This is a genomic window from Micromonospora sp. NPDC002411 (assembly GCF_053592955.1).
The window spans coordinates 1-15,140 of record NZ_JBSFBM010000158.1 but is presented as its reverse complement, the minus strand read 5'-3'; the positions used below and the strand labels follow the sequence as shown (position 1 = coordinate 15,140).

Here is a 15,140-nt window from a genome sequence, read left to right as displayed (position 1 = left end):
ACACGCCGCCCTCACCCGCACCGGCGGCCCCGCCGAGCCGGCCGCGCTGCGCCGGCTCGCTGTCGACACGCTCGACGCCAACTGGGAACACGACCACACAGTGCCGTCTCGCACGCTCTACCCGCACCAGTGGAGCTGGGACTCCGCGTTCATCGCGATCGGGCTCGCCCAGGTCCACCCCGAACGGGCCTGGCGGGAGTTGGCGAGCCTGTTCCGAGCCCAGTGGGCCGACGGCAGGGTGCCGCACATCGTGTTCAACCCGGCGCTGCGCGTCGGCGCGTACTTCCCGGGCCCGGAGATGTGGCGCAGCGCCGACGCCCAGGGCACCCCCACCGTGGACACGTCCGGCCTGGTCCAGCCGCCTGTGCACGCGCTCGCCGCGTTGCTGGCGTACCAGCGGGTGCCCGGGGCGGCCGGCCTGGCCGCGCTGCGCCAGCTCTACCCCGCCCTCGTCGCCCAGCAGCGCTACCTGGCCGACCGGCGTGACGTGGCCGGCGACGGACTCGTCTGCATCGTGCACCCGTGGGAGTCCGGGTTGGACAACAGCCCCGCCTGGGACGCGCCGATGGCCGCGGTGCCGGCCGAGGCGGCGGTGATGCGCGCGTACCGTCGGCACGACACCGCGCACGCCGACGCCGCGCACCGCCCCACGGACCTGGACTACGCGCGCTACCTGGCGATCGTCGCCGCCTACCGCGAGCACGGCTACGGTGACGGGGACCTCGCCGACGACCATCCGTTCCTGGTCGAGTGTCCGCTGTTCAACGCGGCCTTCGGGTCCGCCGAGCACGCGCTCGCCGAGATCGCCGCGCTGCTCGGGCACGACCCCGGGCCGCACCGGGCCCGCGCGGCCCGGATCACCGAAGCCCTGGTACGACGGCTCTACGACCCGGCCACCGGCACGTTCCAACCCCGCGACCTGCGCACCGGCCGGCTGATCGGGGCCCGTACCGTGCTCGGGCTGACCCCACTGGTCCTGCCCGACCTGCCGACCCGACAGGTCGACGCGCTGGTGGTCGAGGCCCGGTCGGCGCGCTTCGGGGTGGCCCGGCACATGGAGCGGCCGTTGCCCACCTACGACCGCACCGCGCCGGACTTCGAGCCCCTGCGCTACTGGCGGGGGCCGAGCTGGCTGAACATCGGCTGGCTGGTCCGGCGCGGGCTGCTCACGCACGGGCACCCGGAGCTGGCCGCCGGGCTGCGCCACTCGATGATCGGTCTGGTCGCCGGGGCCGGTTGCCACGAGTACTTCCATCCGGACACCGGCGTCGGACTGGGTTCACCGGCGTTCAGCTGGACCGCAGCGCTGGTGCTCGACCTGCTGAGGGAGTGAGTCCGCTCCGGCTGCGGGTGGTAGCGTGCCCGGTCCGCCGGCCGGAAGGAACATCGTGCGCGAGATCGACAAGGTGGCCTGGATCCTCATCGAGAACGGACGGGTGCTGAGCACCCGGTCGCAGGACAAGGACGTCTGGTATCTGCCGGGGGGCAAGCGCGAGCCGGGCGAGACCGACCTGGAGACTCTGCGCCGGGAGATCCACGAGGAGCTGAGCGTCGAGGTGGACGTGCCCGGCGCGGTGCACATCGGCACCTTCACCGCTCAGGCGCACAGTCACGCGGCCGGCATCACCGTACGGATGACCTGCTATCGAGCCGGATATCGGGGACAGTTGCAGCCGGCCAGCGAGATCGCCGAGATGGCCTGGCTGGGGTACGCCGACCGGCACCGCACCTCTGCGGTCGACCAGATCATCTTCGACCACCTGCTGGCGGAGGACCTGCTGCGCTGAGGGCGCAGTTTGTCGCCGCCGGCCGGGGGTAACCGCCCGGACGTGACCGACGGCGACGGCTTTCCGTACTTCATCGACGCGGTGTCCCGGCGGTCCGGCCTGCCGACCGAGCAGGCCGCCGCGCTCGCCCGCGCCGTCCTCCAGACGATGGCCGAACGGGTGACCGGTGGCGCGCCCGACGACCTCGTGGGACACCTTCCGAACAACGTCGGCGGTTATCTGACCGGCCCGGCCCCGGTCGACGGCGGCGCCGGGGCTGCACCACCACCGCCGTCGGACGCCGGCCCGGCCGAGTTCCTGCGTCGGGTGGAGCAGCGGGCCGGTGTCGACCCGGCCGCCGCCCGCGCCGGAACCGGAGCGGTCTTCGCGACGCTGCGGGAGGCGATGACCGTACGGGAGTTCCGCGAGATGGTGGCGCGACTGCCGCGCGACGACGGCGGCCGACCAGGTCCTTTGTAATCGACTCGCGGGGGCCCTTTCGGTGCCGGACATGCCGATTAGCGTGAACCCGGACTGATCGGCAGTCGGTGCGTGGTACGAGTGCTCGGTGAAACGCGTCAAGACGGCCGTCGCGCAGATCCGCAGTCGCGGTGGCCGGGCGAGCCGACTGCGGCTCAGCCAGTTGGAGGCCGCCCTGGTCATCTCAGTGCAGGCCGGGCTGGCCGCGGCACTGGCCTGGTCGATCGGGCACGACCTACTGGGCAACCCCGCGCCGATCTTCGCCCCCTCCGCCGCGGTGGGCACGATCGTCGCCGCGCTCGGCCAACGCGCCCACCGGACCATCGAACTGCTGCTCGGTGTCGGCCTCGGCATCGCCACCACCGATCTCCTGTTGAGCTTTCTGGGCACCGGGTTCTGGCAGACCGGATTCGTCGTCGGGTTTGCCGTCCTCGCAACGCTCGTGCTGTTCGGGCGCAGCGGTGCTGCCGTCGGCCAGGCCGGCGGTACGGCGGTGCTGCTCGCGACCCTCGCCCCGGCACAGAACGACCTCGAATGGCCACGGATCGTCGAGGCGATGGTCGGCGGCGCGGTGGGTCTCGTGGTGGTCGCGTTGCTGGTGCCGTTGAACCCGATGCGGATCCTCGACCGGGACGCGGCGCCGATCTATCAGCGGCTCGCCGGTCAGCTGCGGGAGGCGTCCGGCGCACTGACAACGGGGGACCAGCAGCGGGCGATTCGGGCCCTCGATCTCCTTCGCGACATGGGTCCCGCGTTGGACCGGATGCACCAGGCGCTGAGCGGCGCCGAAGAGGTGGTCAGCCTGGCCCCTGCCCGGTGGTTGCGCCGACAGGACGTGGAGCGGTTCGCGCGGGCGAGTCAGCAGGTCGAACGGGTCATCGAACACAGCCGTGGGGTCGCCCGCCGATCGGCGATGGCACTGCAGTACCGCGAGCGGATTCCCCCAGACCTGTCCGCCAGCGTCGCACGGCTCGCCGACGCGGTCGAACTGCTGCGCCGCGAGCATCGTGCCGGACGTCCGACCGAGAGGACCCACCAGGCGGTACGCGACGCCGTCTACCGGGCGGGCCGTGCCCGCGCCCAGGGCGTCGACGAGTTCGGCGACGCGGTGGTGACCCAGCTGCGTACCGCTGCCAGCGACCTCCTCCGTGCGATCGGGTACGACGCGACGTCAGCGAACGACGAGGTGCGCAAGGGGGTACAGGACGGCGAAGCCTCTCTCCACCCGGACGGGTGAGGCTGGCGGCTCAGCGCGCGTCCGACCGGACCTGGACGGCGTCGTCGCCGAAGGCGGCGGTGAGGGCCCTCGCGATCAGGTCGGGCAGCTCGCTTCGTCCGTCGTCCTCGGCCCACCGCACGAGTGCCGTGTGCATGGCGGCCAGGCAGGCGCTCGCCGCCGCGTGGGCGTGGAACGCGGCGTCGGGATCGGTGGTGTCGTCCCCGAGCGCGGTGACGATGGCCTGCTGGAGTGCGTAGTTGTTGTCCAGGTGCTTGGCCCGCAGGGCCGGCGTCGAGATCATGAGCCGGAGTCGGGCGAGCAGGAACTGCCCGCTCGTCGAGAGATCGCCCCCGCCGTGGCCGCCCGTCACTGTCGTTGTGGATTCGATCAGCGCGCCGCCGATGCGGCGTACCAGGGGCTGGGTGGCGGGTGACGCGGCGATCCGGTCGGCGACGAGTTGGGCGTGCTGGTCGATGAGGACGAGGTCCTCCTTCGTGGGGAAGTGTCGATAGACGGTCATGGGGGACACGCCCGCGGCCTCGGCGACGTCGTTCACGGTGGTGCCGTCGTACCCGCGTTCGGTAAACAGCCGCACCGCGTGCGCCTGGATCGCGCGTTGCGTCTCGGCTCGGCGGTGAGCGCGCAGGGTCGACTGCTGATCGGGCATGTGATAGACACTACCTCAGTGGTAGTCACTACCAGATTGGTAGCGACTAACTGATACGTGAGGTGGTTGGCGTGGGCGATCTGACCGGCACAACGGCTCTGGTGACCGGCGCGTCGCGCGGCATCGGGCAGGCGATCGCGGTCCGCCTGGCGGCGAGCGGCGCGATGGTCCTCGTCCACTTCGGCACCGACGAGGACGGTGCGACGGCGACAGTCGGCGAGATCGAGCGCGCCGGCGGAACGGCGCTCGCCGTGCGCGCGGAGCTGGGCGTGGACGACGACGTCGAGACCCTCTTCGCGGGAGTGGAGACCGGCCTGGCCGGGCGTCCACTCGACATCCTCGTCAACAACGCGGCCACCGCGCCGGCCGGCCCACTCGGCGTCACGACGCGGGCGCAGTTCGATCACCTCTTCGCGGTGAACGTGCGAGCGCCGTACTTCATCGCCCAGCGGGCGTTGCCACTGCTGCGCGACGGTGGCCGCATCATCACGATCTCGTCGGTGGCGACCAGGATGGCCAACGCCACGCAGACGTCCTTCGCCATGACGAAGGGCGCGGTAGAGACGATGAGCATGACCTTGGCCAACCAGGTCGGGGTCCGGGGGATCACCGTCAACGCGGTCGCCCCCGGCGCCACCCGCACGGCGACCAACGGACCGGCCTTCGAAGCGCCGGGCCTGGCCGACCTCATCGCCGCGACGACCGCCCTGAACCGGTTGGGGGAACCCGACGACGTCGCCGAGGTGGTCGCGTTCCTCGCTTCCGACGCCGCGCGCTGGATCACCGGCCAGGTCATCGACGCGAGCGGCGGCCTGTTCCTCGGGCCGCGCTTCTGATCACCTGTCGGCGGCGTCGGCCTCGGACAGGTCGTCCGGCTCACTGATCCAGGCGGAGAAGACCGGCAGCCCGTGCCACGGTCCGGTGCCACCGTCGGCCCGCGTGTCGGTGGCGACGGCCACCACCGCGTACGGGTGACCGAAGCGCAGCTCGGCGGTGCGGGCGACGCCCTCGGGGGGCAGGCTGGTCCGCCCGAACATGGCGGTCACCGCCGCCGCTTCGAAGCCGTACCTGTCGAAGCGCGCCACCGCCGACTGCCGCGCCTCGAAGCCTTCCACAGGCGTGGCCAGCGCCTTCGCCAGCGTCGCGGTCGCGGCCGGGAAGCCGAGCGTCGGGGCTGCCAGGTCGTGTTGGCTGTGGGCCGACCAGCAGGGGAGCACGGCGTGGTGCCGCTCCTCGCGGCCGTCGCGGGCCCGGGTCCGCACCCGCTCCTCGCGTACCTTCCACAACGGAGCGTCGCCGGGCGGCACGTCGAACAGCGAGCGGGCGCCGGCAGGTTGCGCGCCGTCGGCCGCGCCGGCACTGAGGTCGTACGCGACGGCCAGCACCTCGGTGGACGGCACGTGCGGCGCGGCGGCCACCGAGAGGACCACCAGCCCTGCGCCGTCGGCGGTCTGCGCCGGGGCGGCGTGCACGATGACGTCACCGACCCGCGTGGTTGACACGATGGCGCACCGGTGGCCGTGGCTGGGGCTGCGCAGTGCCCGCCGAAGCAGGCTCGCCCACGGGCTGTCGACACCGAGCGTGCGGGCGTCGGCGACCTCGAACGGGGTCGCCCAGGACGCCCTGGTGGCTAGCGCGCTGGCCAGGGCGAAGGCCACATCCGGGCCGACCTTCAACGGAAACGTCTCGATCAGACCGTCGGTGTGCGCACGCGCCCACGCGTCCAGGCCGGCCTGATCGGGCAGCGGGCCGACCTCGGTGCTCCGGGGCAGCGCGGCCCGCCACCCGCCCGACCCGACCTCGCCCCGCCCCGACCGCTGCCAGAGCGCGGTGGCGGACCTGACCAGCGGGTGCGGTGAATCCAGCAGCGCGCGGGCGGCCTCGGCGGCACCGGCCAGGTCGGTGCCCAGCGCGCGGGCCAGATCCTCGGCCGCCGGGTCGTTGTCGACGGCAGTCGTGGCGCAGACCGCCAGCAGCAGCCAGGCACCGAGCGGGGAGGCGACGTGGTGCCCGTCGCCGACCGTGGCGTGCAGCCGTGCGGCGTACGCGGACAGTGGCCCGTGCAGATCGGTCGTCATGCCCCTACTCTGCCCGCCAGCCCGGCTCACGACCACAGCTCGAACGGCTCGTCGATCTCCTCGCCGTCGAGGAAGGAGGTGATCAGCCGGGGAAGCTGCCCGGGATAGAACCGTTGCGTGCTGGCGACCACCTCGTGCAGCGGCCACCAGCGGAAGCCGAAGTAGTCCTCCCGCTCGTAGTCGAGTCGGTGTGCCTCGTCCACGTCGGGGCCGGGGCTCGCCAGCCGTACGGTGACGACGACCTCGTCCTGCACGTGCCGCACCTGGCGGTGCAGGAAAGTAGCCCGCCGACGCCAGGTCGGCGAACCGACCTGGTCGGCGGCGACCACGATGCCGGTCTCCTCGCGCAGCTCCCGTACGGCGGTGTCGCGATAGGTCTCCCCGGGATCCATGCCACCACCCGGCAGCTCCCACCAGGTGCCCAGCCGGGGATGGTCGGGGTCGCGGGTGTGGAACAGCAACACCCGGTCGACGCTGTCGGTGACCACCACCCGCACCGCGCGTCGTTCCAGGATCGGCAGGTCGCGGGGTACCTCGTTCATCGGGTCAGTCTGTCGCACCGCCCGCTCGGGCGGCGGGTAGGCTGCCCGCCGTGGCTGGTCTGTTGAGGAATGTCGCGGCTCGCATCTCCCGGGTGGGCGCGGTGATCCCGTCGCCCCGACGCAGCGGGCCCGCCCCCGCCCAGGTGGCCCGGCGCCGTCAGGTGAGCGCGTTGCAGCGTCGGGAGCTGACGTACGCCCCGGAGCGCGACGGGCAGGCCGACCCGGGCGAAATCGTCTGGACGTGGGTGCCGTACGAGGACGACCCCCGGCAGGGCAAGGACCGGCCGGTGCTGGTCGTCGGGCGGCACAGCCGGACGCTGTTCGGGCTGATGCTGTCCAGTCAGAGTGAGCGCGACGGGCAGCGGCACTGGTTCGCGCTCGGGCCGGGCGAGTGGGACCGGGACAACCGGCCGAGCTGGGTTCGGTTGGACCGGGTGCTCACCATGCGCGAGGACAGCATCCGCCGCGAGGGCGCCGTACTGGACCGGCCTCGGTTCGACCGGGTCGGGCAGGCGCTACGCGCCGGGTACGGCTGGCGCTGACCGTATCGCTGTCGGGCGGGGTCGGTCAGGCCGATTCGCGACTCGGGCCGACCGCGGCGCTGCGGGCGTCCGGCGGCGGGTACGGCTGCTCGGTGAGCAGTCGGGCGAGGTGTGCGCTGTTGAGCGCCAGTGCCTTTGTGGTGCGGCCGGTGGTGTCCGGCTTCGGACCGGCGTCGCGGTAGTCCACAGTGTGCAGTGCCTCGCCGACCCAGTAGGTAGCGGCGGCGGCCGCGAGGGTGAACCCGACCTCGTTGAGTGCCTGCTGCACCTCGCCGATCGTGTGGTGCGCGCCGTCCTCGTTGCCGACGACGGCCACACCGGCCACCTTGCCGTAGGTCAGGAGCCGGCCCTCGTCATCGGTCTCGGAGAGTTCGGCGTCGAGCCGTTCGAGGACCATCTTGCAGACGCTCGATGGCTGGCCGAGCCAGATCGGCGTGGCGATGACGAGCACCTGGGCCGCCAGCAGTTTGGCGCGGATCGCCGGCCAACCGTCGCCGTCGCCCTCGTCGGTGGACACCCCGAAGCGCACGTCGTGGTCGACGACCCGGATCAGTTCGCCCTCCACGCCCTGCGCGGCCAACTCGGCGAGCACCTCCCGGCCGAGCTGCTCGGCGCTGGACGGCGCGGGTGACGGCTTGAGGGTGCAGTTGAGCACGAGGGCGCGGATGCTCGCCACGTCGATTCCCTTCGGCCGTCGGGTGACTGCTGCCTCCCCATACCCGGACGCCGTCCCGGGACACCTCCGCACGACTAATGCGCTGGGTGGCTTGGCCGGCCGGTGGCATGGTGACCGCATGATCGAGGACGTCCCGCGGCGGGTGGCAGAGCAGGTCCGGGCAGGCTTCGGCCTGAGCATTTCCGCGATGGAGATGGTGACCCACGGCGCGGACCAGCACGCCCGACTGTGGTTGGCCAGAACCCTCGACGGTGGGCGGTACGCGGTCAAACTGAGCGGCGGTGGCACCGTCGCCGGTCTGGTCGTCACGGCGTACCTGGCCGATCAGGGGGTGCCGGGGATCGCCGCGCCGCTGCGGACCAGGGACGGTGGGCTGGCCGTCGACCACGACGGGTGTCGCCTCTCGGTGGTGCCGTGGGTCTCCGACCAGCGGGCCCTCGACGGCCCGATGACCGACGCGCACTGGCGCGCGTACGGCGAGGTGCTGGCCGCCGTGCACGCGGTGCCGGTGACCGAGGAGTTGCGGCGACTGTTGCCGGCGGGCGGCGCGGCGTACCCGTCGATCGTGGCCTCGACCCGCGCGGTGGCGGAGCGGCTGCGCGACCCGGACGACCCGGCCGGACCGCTCGCCGGCGAGCTGGCCCGGGAGTGGTCCGCGGTGGCCGACCGCGTGGATGCTCTGATCAGGGACGTCGAACGTCTCGCCGTCGACCGGCGGGCCGGCCTCGGCCCGGACGTGGTCTGCCACGGTGACCCGCACCTGGGAAACCTGCTGCTCGGCGCGGACGGGCAGGTCTGGTTGATCGACTGGGACGACGCGGTGCTCGCGCCGCCCGAGTGTGACCTGATGTTCGTCGTCGGCGGGGTGCTCGCGTTCGCCCCGGTCAGCGCCTCACAGCAGGCGGCCACCCTCGACGGCTACGGCCCGGTCGACATCGACAGGGCCCGTCTCGCCTGGTTCCTCGCGGTCCGCGCGCTGGACGACCTCAGCGACTGGACCCGACAGGCGTTGGATCCGGACGCCGAGGCAACCGACCGTGATCGGGCGGCGCGGATCGTGCGGGGGTTGGTGTCCGAGGTCGGTCTGGTCACTCTCGCCGACGTGGCGTTGCGCGACCTCGACCGGCGGAGCTGAGCGGGGACCGCGTCCGTCCGGGGCTGAAAAAGAAGAAAGACAAGGAGGTCACGCACTCCTTGCCACCTCCAACATATATCGCACCCCGGGTCTTGCCGCAAGACCCGGGGTGTGCTGCAGAATCTCCTGCCGAAGCCCAAAACTGGGAAAATCGGGGGATTTCATGATCGATGTGATCATTGCCGGCGGTGGACCGACCGGCCTGATGCTGGCCGCCGAGCTGCGGCTGCACGGCGTGCAGGTGCTCGTGGTGGAGAAGGACAGCGAGCCGACCCCGTTCGTCCGCTCGCTCGGCCTGCACGCGCGCAGCATCGAGGTGATGGACCAGCGCGGTCTGCTGGAGCGGTTCCTCGCGCTCGGCCAGCAGCACCCGGTGGGTGGCTTCTTCGCCGCCATCCCCAAACCGTCGCCGGGCGGGCTGGACACCGCGCACGGGTACGTCCTCGGCATTCCACAGACCACCACCGACCGGCTGCTGGCCGAGCACGCCAGCGAGGTCGGCGTCGAGATCCGGCGGGGCTGCGAACTGGTCGGTGTCAGCCAGGACGAGCACGGGGTGACAGTGGAACTCGCCGACGGCACGCGGGTGCGCTCGCGTTACCTCGTCGGCTGCGACGGCGGTCGCAGCACCGTACGCAAACTGCTCGGCGTCGGCTTCCCCGGTGAACCCAGCCAGGTCGAGTCGCTGCTTGGCGAGATGGAGGTGGGCGTAGCGCCGCAGACGGTGGCCGACGTGGTGGCCGAGGTCCGCAAGACCCACCTGCGCTTCGGTCTCGGACCGCTCGGCGACGGGGTGTACCGCGTCCTCGTCCCCGCCGAGGGGGTGGCCGAGGACCGGTCCGTCCCGCCGACCATCGAGGAGTTCAAAGAGCAACTCCGGGTGTACGCGGGCACCGACTTCGGCGTCCACTCACCGCGCTGGCTGTCCCGCTTCGGCGACGCCACCCGGCTGGCCGAGCGCTACCGGACCGGCCGCGTGTTCCTGGCCGGCGACGCGGCGCACATCCACCCACCGACCGGTGGGCAGGGGCTCAACCTGGGCATCCAGGACGCGTTCAACCTCGGCTGGAAACTGGCCGCCGCGGTGAACGGCTGGGCGCCGGAAGGGCTGCTGGACAGCTACCACGCCGAGCGGCATCCGGTGGCGGCCGACGTGCTGACCAACACCCGTGCGCAGATGCTGTTGCTGTCGCCGGAGCCGGGGCCCCGGGCGGTGCGTCACCTGTTGTCGGAGCTGCTGGACTTCGAGGAGGTCAACCGGTTCCTGATCGAGAAGATCACCGCGATCGGGGTCCGGTACGACTTCGGTGCGGGCCACGAGCTGCTCGGCCGGCACCTGCGCGACGTACGACTGAAGCACAACAGTCGTCTCTACGAGCTGATGCGTGGTGGTCGAGGTCTGCTGCTCGACCAGACCGGCCGGCTTTCCGTCGACGGGTGGGCGGACCGGGTCGACCACGTCGTCGACGTCAGCGACGAGCTGGAGGTGCCCGCCGTGCTGCTGCGGCCGGACGGCCACGTGGCGTGGGTGGGCGACGATCAGACGGACCTGCTCGGCCGGTTGCCCACGTGGTTCGGTGCGCCCGTCGGGTGACCCGTCAGCGCTCGGCGCTGTCAACCAGTTGCCGGGGTGAGCGGGCGCCGCCGAGGCTCTTCGCCTGGTACATGGCGGCGTCGGCGCGGCTGAGCGCTTCGGTGAGCTGGGCCGGGCCGGTCACCGGGGCGAGCCCGACGGAGGCGGTGACCCGGACGCTGCACCCACTCAGTCGGATCGGCGCGGCGACGGTCTCGGCGAGACGGCGGGTGGAGTACTCGATCCAACGCCGGTCGACGGTCGGGCTGGCGAGCAACCCGGCGAACTCGTCCCCGCCGAGGCGGGCGACGAGATTGTCCCCGGCGAAGCCGGCGAGCCGTTCGGCCACACTGATCAGCACCTGGTCACCGGCGGCGTGCCCGTAGCGGTCGTTGATCTGCTTGAAGTCGTCGAGATCCAGCACCACGGCGATCAACGGCTGGCCGGCCGCGTCGGTGAGCAGGGCGGCAGCCAGGCGGTAGAAGGCACGTCGGTTGGGCAGCCCGGTGAGGGGGTCGTGGCTGGCGGCGTGGCGTTCGGCGGCGAGCTCGGCCTGGAGGTGCTCGATCTCGGCCTCGGCGCGGACCGCCCGGCGGCGTAGTTGCCAGGAGGAGAGAAGCGCGCCGGCCGCGCAGATGCCGGAGGCGACACTCATCGGATCCGGCACGAACCCTCCCATCGCCGCGACCGCCTTACCCCTTCGGTCGACGCGGTGCGCCGCGTCGGGCCAGTTTTACCTGCTGAGTGCCCCTGCGGGGTAACTCAACGTGAACGGATGCACACCGATCATGTGCGTTATCATGCTCGCCGTCCGGTGCATATGCAATAGCAGATGCACGTGCAGAACCGTCCGATGTCGATACCGCACCCCCTCGCCGTCACCGCTCCTCCCACGGCCACCGGCGGGCTCGTGAGCAGAAAGACGCCTCCATGCAGCAGCCACCCAATGGCGTACCGATCCATCAGTTGCCCCCACTGAGCTGGCAGAAGAGCCGCCGTAGCAACCCCAGCGGCAACTGCGTCGAACTCGCCGAACTGCCCGGGGGAGCGGGCATCGCGGTTCGCAACTCGCGGCACCCGGAGGGGCCGGCGCTGATCTACACAGTGGACGAAATCGCCGCCTTCGTTCTTGGCGCGCGGGACGGGGATTTCGACCATCTGATCAACTGACCGTCCCGGGTGGGGTCGTCCCGGCGACGGGACTGAATCACCGGCGCGGAGGAGTTCACCTCACTGTCGGTCCATGGCATGCTTACACGTCGGCCGGGCCAGGTACCCGGCCGCGTGGGTCGGTGTCCGGAGGTCCGCACGTGACGATGGTTCCCGCCGAGGGTGGCCCGACAACCGGGCCGACCGTGCTGCGCATGCTGCTCGGTGCCCAGTTGCGTCGGCTGCGGGAAACCAGTGGGGTGACCCGGGAGGGTGCCGGCTGGGAGATCCGTTCCTCCGAGTCGAAGATCAGCCGGATGGAGCTGGGTCGGGTCGGCTTCAAGGAGCGCGACGTCTCCGACCTGTTGACCCTCTACGGGGTCACCGAGGAGCACGAGCGCGAGGCGCTGCTGAAACTCGCCCGGGACGCCAACAGCCCCGGATGGTGGCACCGCTACGGCGACGTGTTGCCGACCTGGTTCCAGTCGTACCTGGGCCTGGAGGCCGCTGCCGCATTGATCCGTAGCTACGAGGTGCAGTTCGTGCCCGGCCTGTTGCAGACCGGGGACTATGCCCGGGCGGTCGTGCTGCTCGGGCACGGCGCGGCCGGTCCGGCCGAGATCGACCGACGAGTCGCCCTGCGCATGCAGCGGCAGCAGTTGCTCCACCGGGAAAATCCGCCGCAGCTCTGGGCCGTGGTGGACGAGGCGGCCCTGCGGCGCCCGATCGGCGGCCCCGCCGTCATGCGCGGCCAGCTCACCGCACTCATCGAGGCGACCAAGTCGCCCAACATCCGGCTCCAGGTCATCCCGTTCGCCGCCGGCGGCCACGCCGCCGCCGGGGGTGCCTTCACCATCCTGCGCTTCGGTGACCAGGAGTTGCCCGACATCGTCTACATCGAGCAGCTCACCAGCGCCCTCTACCTCGACAAGCGTGACGACCTGGATTACTACGCGGTGGCCATGGAGCGGCTCTGCGTCGAGGCCGAGCCGCCGGAGCGTACCCCGGACATCCTCGGCCGTATGTTGGACGACCTCTACCCGGCCTGATCGCGGCGCGGACGACACCGAACGCATGGTATTGACCGACGCCAACTGGTCGGGCTAGTCTCTGTATCGATACAGACTGGATCGATACAGAGGGGTGCCGGTGAAGCCAACACTGCAAGCCGTGGCCGACGCCGTCGGCGTCTCCCGCAGCACCGTGTCCAACGCCTACAGTCGCCCCGACCAGCTCTCCACCAGCCTGCGCGGGCGAATCCTGGACGCCGCACGCCAACTCGGCTACCCCGGTCCCAACCCGACCGCGCGTTCCCTGCGCCGCGGCTTCGTCGGGTCGATCGGCGTCCTGTTCACCTCGCAACTGTCGTACGCCTTCACCGACCCGTTCGCCGTCCGCTTCCTCGCCGGGGTCGGCGAGGCGGCCGAGCGGCACAGCACCAGCATGTTGCTGGTGCCGCTGCCCACGGCGGTCACCGACGCCCGGCGGGCGGTCGAGAACGCGGCCGTGGACGGTTTCTGTGTCTACTGCGTCGCCGACGAGGAATGGGCGCTGGACGTGATCCGGGCGCGGGGCCTGCCGTTCGTCAGCACTGCCCCCCGCGACGACGCCAGCCCCGACGAGCGGTACGTCGGTATCGACGAACGGGCCGCCGCGTACAGCGCCGCCGCACACGTGGCGGGCCTCGGTCACCGCCGCGTGGCGTTGCTCGCCGACTCCGTGCTGCCGGACGCCCCGGCCGGCCCGCTCACAGTGGCCGGGGTGGAGCAGGTTCCGCACCCCACCACCCGGGGCCGGCTCAGCGGTTTCGCCGACGCGTTCGCCGAGGTCGGCGTCGACTGGGCCGAGCTGACCCTGGTCAACGCTCCGGGCAACAGTCGCCACGCCGCCGCCGCAGCCGTCGCCGGACTGTTCGACCAACCCGACCCCCCGACCGCCGTGCTGGCCGGCTCCGACGTCCTCGCACTCGGTGTGCTGGACGCCCTGGCCGCCTGGCCGACCAGTGACCGTCCACCCGTCTCGGTAACCGGTTTCGACGACGTTCCCGAGGCCGCCGCGGCTGGCCTCACCACCGTCCGGCAGCCAGCCGAGGAGAAGGGCCGCATCGCCGCCGAACTGCTCCTCGACCCGCCCGCGAATGCGGCGGACGGTCATGTTTTGTTGCCCACCGCACTCGTCGTCCGGGACTCCACCGGACCTGTCCCGAGGAGTTGACCATGGAACTTCCCACCGGATACATCACCGCCCTCGACGCGATGAACAGGCATGTCAACTCGGCCCGACCGGACGCCCCGGTCCAGCTCGAACGGGTCCGCCGGGCTCCGCTCGACCCGACTCGGCGGGCCGCCGCCGTCGCCCTGCGTCGGCTCGCCGACCGCATCCAGCCGCGACCGCTGCCTGCCACCCCGCGCTGCTCCTGACCCCTTCGCACTCATTCGGGCACGCACGGGACGAACAGTGTGGGCTCGGGCACGGAGGGTGGTCGAGAAGGGCTCGGCCAGGCAGACTGGTGAAGCCATGTCGCCTTTCACGTCCACTCTCCGTCTCCACGACCGCTACGTTCTGCACGAGCGGATCGGTCTCGGCGGCATGTCCGAGGTGTGGCGTGCCGACGACGACGTGCTCGGCCGACCGGTCGCGATCAAGGTCCTCGCCGGGCAGTTCGCCACCGACCCGCAACTGCGGGCCACCATCCAGCGCGAGGCCCGCGCGGCCGCCCGGCTGACCCACCCGCACGTCACCCAGGTGTACGACTACGCCGAGGCGACCCTGGCCAGCGGGGCGGTGGTGCCGTACCTGGTGATGGAACTTGTCGAGGGCCACAACCTGGCCGACCGGCTGCGCAACGGCCCGATGCCCTGGCCGGAGGCGGTGCGGGTGGCCGGGCAGATCGCCGCCGCGCTGGCTGCCGCGCACCGCATCGGCGTCGTGCACCGTGACGTCAAGCCCGGCAACGTCATGCTCACCGACACCGGGGCCAAGGTGCTCGACTTCGGCATCGCCGCCCTCGGCGGCCTCGACGGCCAGTCCGGCGAACCGCTGATGGGCACACCCGCCTACTTCGCCCCGGAGCGGTTGAGAGCTGGCCCGCCCGACCCGGCCAGCGACGTGTACGCCCTCGGCGCGCTGCTCTACCGCACCCTCACCGGCCAGGCCCCCCTGCCCGTGCAGAGCTGGGAGGACGCCCTGGAGGTGCACCGGCGCGGCACTCCGGTGCCGCCGCTGCGGGTGCCCGGCCTGCCCGCCGACATCGCCGACCTGACCGTCGCCTGCCTGGCCGCCAACCCGGCCGACCGGCCGAGCGCCGCGCACC

At 71.9% G+C, this 15,140-nt stretch carries 18 protein-coding genes; 13 read left to right on the top strand and 5 right to left on the bottom strand.

The genetic code is table 11. The annotated features are described in order from the left end of the window. Positions 1-46: 46 nt before the first annotated feature. The 4 genes from ACWCO3_RS19450 to ACWCO3_RS19435 all read left to right on the top strand — a co-directional run bounded on the left by ACWCO3_RS19450 (position 47) and on the right by ACWCO3_RS19435 (position 3,483). On the top strand, positions 47-1,333 hold the full coding sequence (locus ACWCO3_RS19450; protein WP_450011289.1) for an MGH1-like glycoside hydrolase domain-containing protein: 1,287 nt from the start codon (positions 47-49) through the stop codon (positions 1,331-1,333). A 55-nt stretch (positions 1,334-1,388) separates the two neighbouring features. Further along, positions 1,389-1,787: an NUDIX hydrolase gene (locus ACWCO3_RS19445; protein ID WP_145782759.1), complete on the top strand. Its 399-nt coding sequence runs from the start codon at positions 1,389-1,391 to the stop codon at positions 1,785-1,787. Positions 1,788-1,829: 42 nt separating this feature from the next. Next, entirely contained in the window at positions 1,830-2,246 is a 417-nt protein-coding gene (locus ACWCO3_RS19440) for a DUF2267 domain-containing protein (protein ID WP_145782758.1), read from the top strand. A gap of 88 nt (positions 2,247-2,334) precedes the next feature. Beyond that, a complete protein-coding gene (locus tag ACWCO3_RS19435) occupies positions 2,335-3,483 on the top strand; it encodes an FUSC family protein (RefSeq protein ID WP_244311742.1) in 1,149 nt (382 codons plus the stop codon). A gap of 10 nt (positions 3,484-3,493) precedes the next feature. Here ACWCO3_RS19435 and ACWCO3_RS19430 read toward each other — a convergent pair whose 3' ends face one another. Continuing rightward, positions 3,494-4,132: a TetR/AcrR family transcriptional regulator gene (locus ACWCO3_RS19430; RefSeq protein WP_145782756.1), complete on the bottom strand. Its 639-nt coding sequence runs from the start codon at positions 4,130-4,132 to the stop codon at positions 3,494-3,496. A 71-nt stretch (positions 4,133-4,203) separates the two neighbouring features. Here ACWCO3_RS19430 and ACWCO3_RS19425 point away from each other — a divergent pair, with 71 nt between their 5' ends. Further along, positions 4,204-4,968, top strand: coding sequence for an SDR family NAD(P)-dependent oxidoreductase (locus ACWCO3_RS19425; protein ID WP_358167445.1), 765 nt, complete (start codon positions 4,204-4,206; stop codon positions 4,966-4,968). Here ACWCO3_RS19425 and ACWCO3_RS19420 read toward each other — a convergent pair whose 3' ends face one another. Both ACWCO3_RS19420 and ACWCO3_RS19415 read right to left on the bottom strand, forming a co-directional pair. After that, on the bottom strand, positions 4,969-6,210 hold the full coding sequence (locus ACWCO3_RS19420) for a hypothetical protein (protein WP_450011285.1): 1,242 nt from the start codon (positions 6,208-6,210) through the stop codon (positions 4,969-4,971). A 26-nt stretch (positions 6,211-6,236) separates the two neighbouring features. Continuing rightward, positions 6,237-6,752, bottom strand: coding sequence for an NUDIX hydrolase (locus tag ACWCO3_RS19415; protein ID WP_450011283.1), 516 nt, complete (start codon positions 6,750-6,752; stop codon positions 6,237-6,239). A 50-nt stretch (positions 6,753-6,802) separates the two neighbouring features. Between ACWCO3_RS19415 and ACWCO3_RS19410 the strand changes: the two genes are divergently transcribed. Further along, on the top strand, positions 6,803-7,294 hold the full coding sequence (locus tag ACWCO3_RS19410) for a type II toxin-antitoxin system PemK/MazF family toxin (protein ID WP_088989909.1): 492 nt from the start codon (positions 6,803-6,805) through the stop codon (positions 7,292-7,294). A 25-nt stretch (positions 7,295-7,319) separates the two neighbouring features. Here the strand turns inward: ACWCO3_RS19410 and ACWCO3_RS19405 are convergent, their stop codons facing one another. Continuing rightward, positions 7,320-7,970 (bottom strand): flavodoxin family protein, encoded by a 651-nt coding sequence (locus ACWCO3_RS19405; protein WP_145782748.1) that lies wholly within the window; start codon positions 7,968-7,970, stop codon positions 7,320-7,322. Between the two features lie 118 nt (positions 7,971-8,088). On the opposite strand from ACWCO3_RS19405, the gene ACWCO3_RS19400 reads away from it, so the two are divergent. After that, positions 8,089-9,105, top strand: a complete 1,017-nt coding sequence (locus ACWCO3_RS19400) for a phosphotransferase enzyme family protein (RefSeq protein ID WP_167524847.1) — start codon at positions 8,089-8,091, stop codon at positions 9,103-9,105. Positions 9,106-9,268: 163 nt separating this feature from the next. Beyond that, a complete protein-coding gene (rox, locus tag ACWCO3_RS19395) occupies positions 9,269-10,699 on the top strand; it encodes a rifampin monooxygenase (protein WP_358167455.1) in 1,431 nt (476 codons plus the stop codon). Positions 10,700-10,703: 4 nt separating this feature from the next. On the opposite strand, the gene ACWCO3_RS19390 is transcribed toward rox, so the two are convergent. Beyond that, positions 10,704-11,345, bottom strand: a complete 642-nt coding sequence (locus ACWCO3_RS19390; RefSeq protein ID WP_145782742.1) for a GGDEF domain-containing protein — start codon at positions 11,343-11,345, stop codon at positions 10,704-10,706. Positions 11,346-11,608: 263 nt separating this feature from the next. Between ACWCO3_RS19390 and ACWCO3_RS19385 the strand changes: the two genes are divergently transcribed. The 5 genes from ACWCO3_RS19385 to ACWCO3_RS19365 all read left to right on the top strand — a co-directional run. Beyond that, positions 11,609-11,848, top strand: coding sequence for a DUF397 domain-containing protein (locus ACWCO3_RS19385; protein ID WP_074309213.1), 240 nt, complete (start codon positions 11,609-11,611; stop codon positions 11,846-11,848). 146 nt (positions 11,849-11,994) lie between these two features. After that, positions 11,995-12,876 carry a helix-turn-helix domain-containing protein gene (locus tag ACWCO3_RS19380; RefSeq protein WP_425280579.1) on the top strand — a complete coding sequence of 294 codons (882 nt, stop codon included), beginning with the start codon at positions 11,995-11,997 and terminating at the stop codon, positions 12,874-12,876. A gap of 100 nt (positions 12,877-12,976) precedes the next feature. Continuing rightward, a complete protein-coding gene (locus ACWCO3_RS19375) occupies positions 12,977-14,041 on the top strand; it encodes a LacI family DNA-binding transcriptional regulator (RefSeq protein WP_450011280.1) in 1,065 nt (354 codons plus the stop codon). Positions 14,042-14,043: 2 nt separating this feature from the next. After that, positions 14,044-14,247, top strand: coding sequence for a hypothetical protein (locus ACWCO3_RS19370; RefSeq protein ID WP_354889813.1), 204 nt, complete (start codon positions 14,044-14,046; stop codon positions 14,245-14,247). Between the two features lie 97 nt (positions 14,248-14,344). Next, on the top strand, positions 14,345-15,140 hold a 796-nt coding region (locus ACWCO3_RS19365), incomplete at its 3' end, for a serine/threonine-protein kinase (protein WP_450011277.1).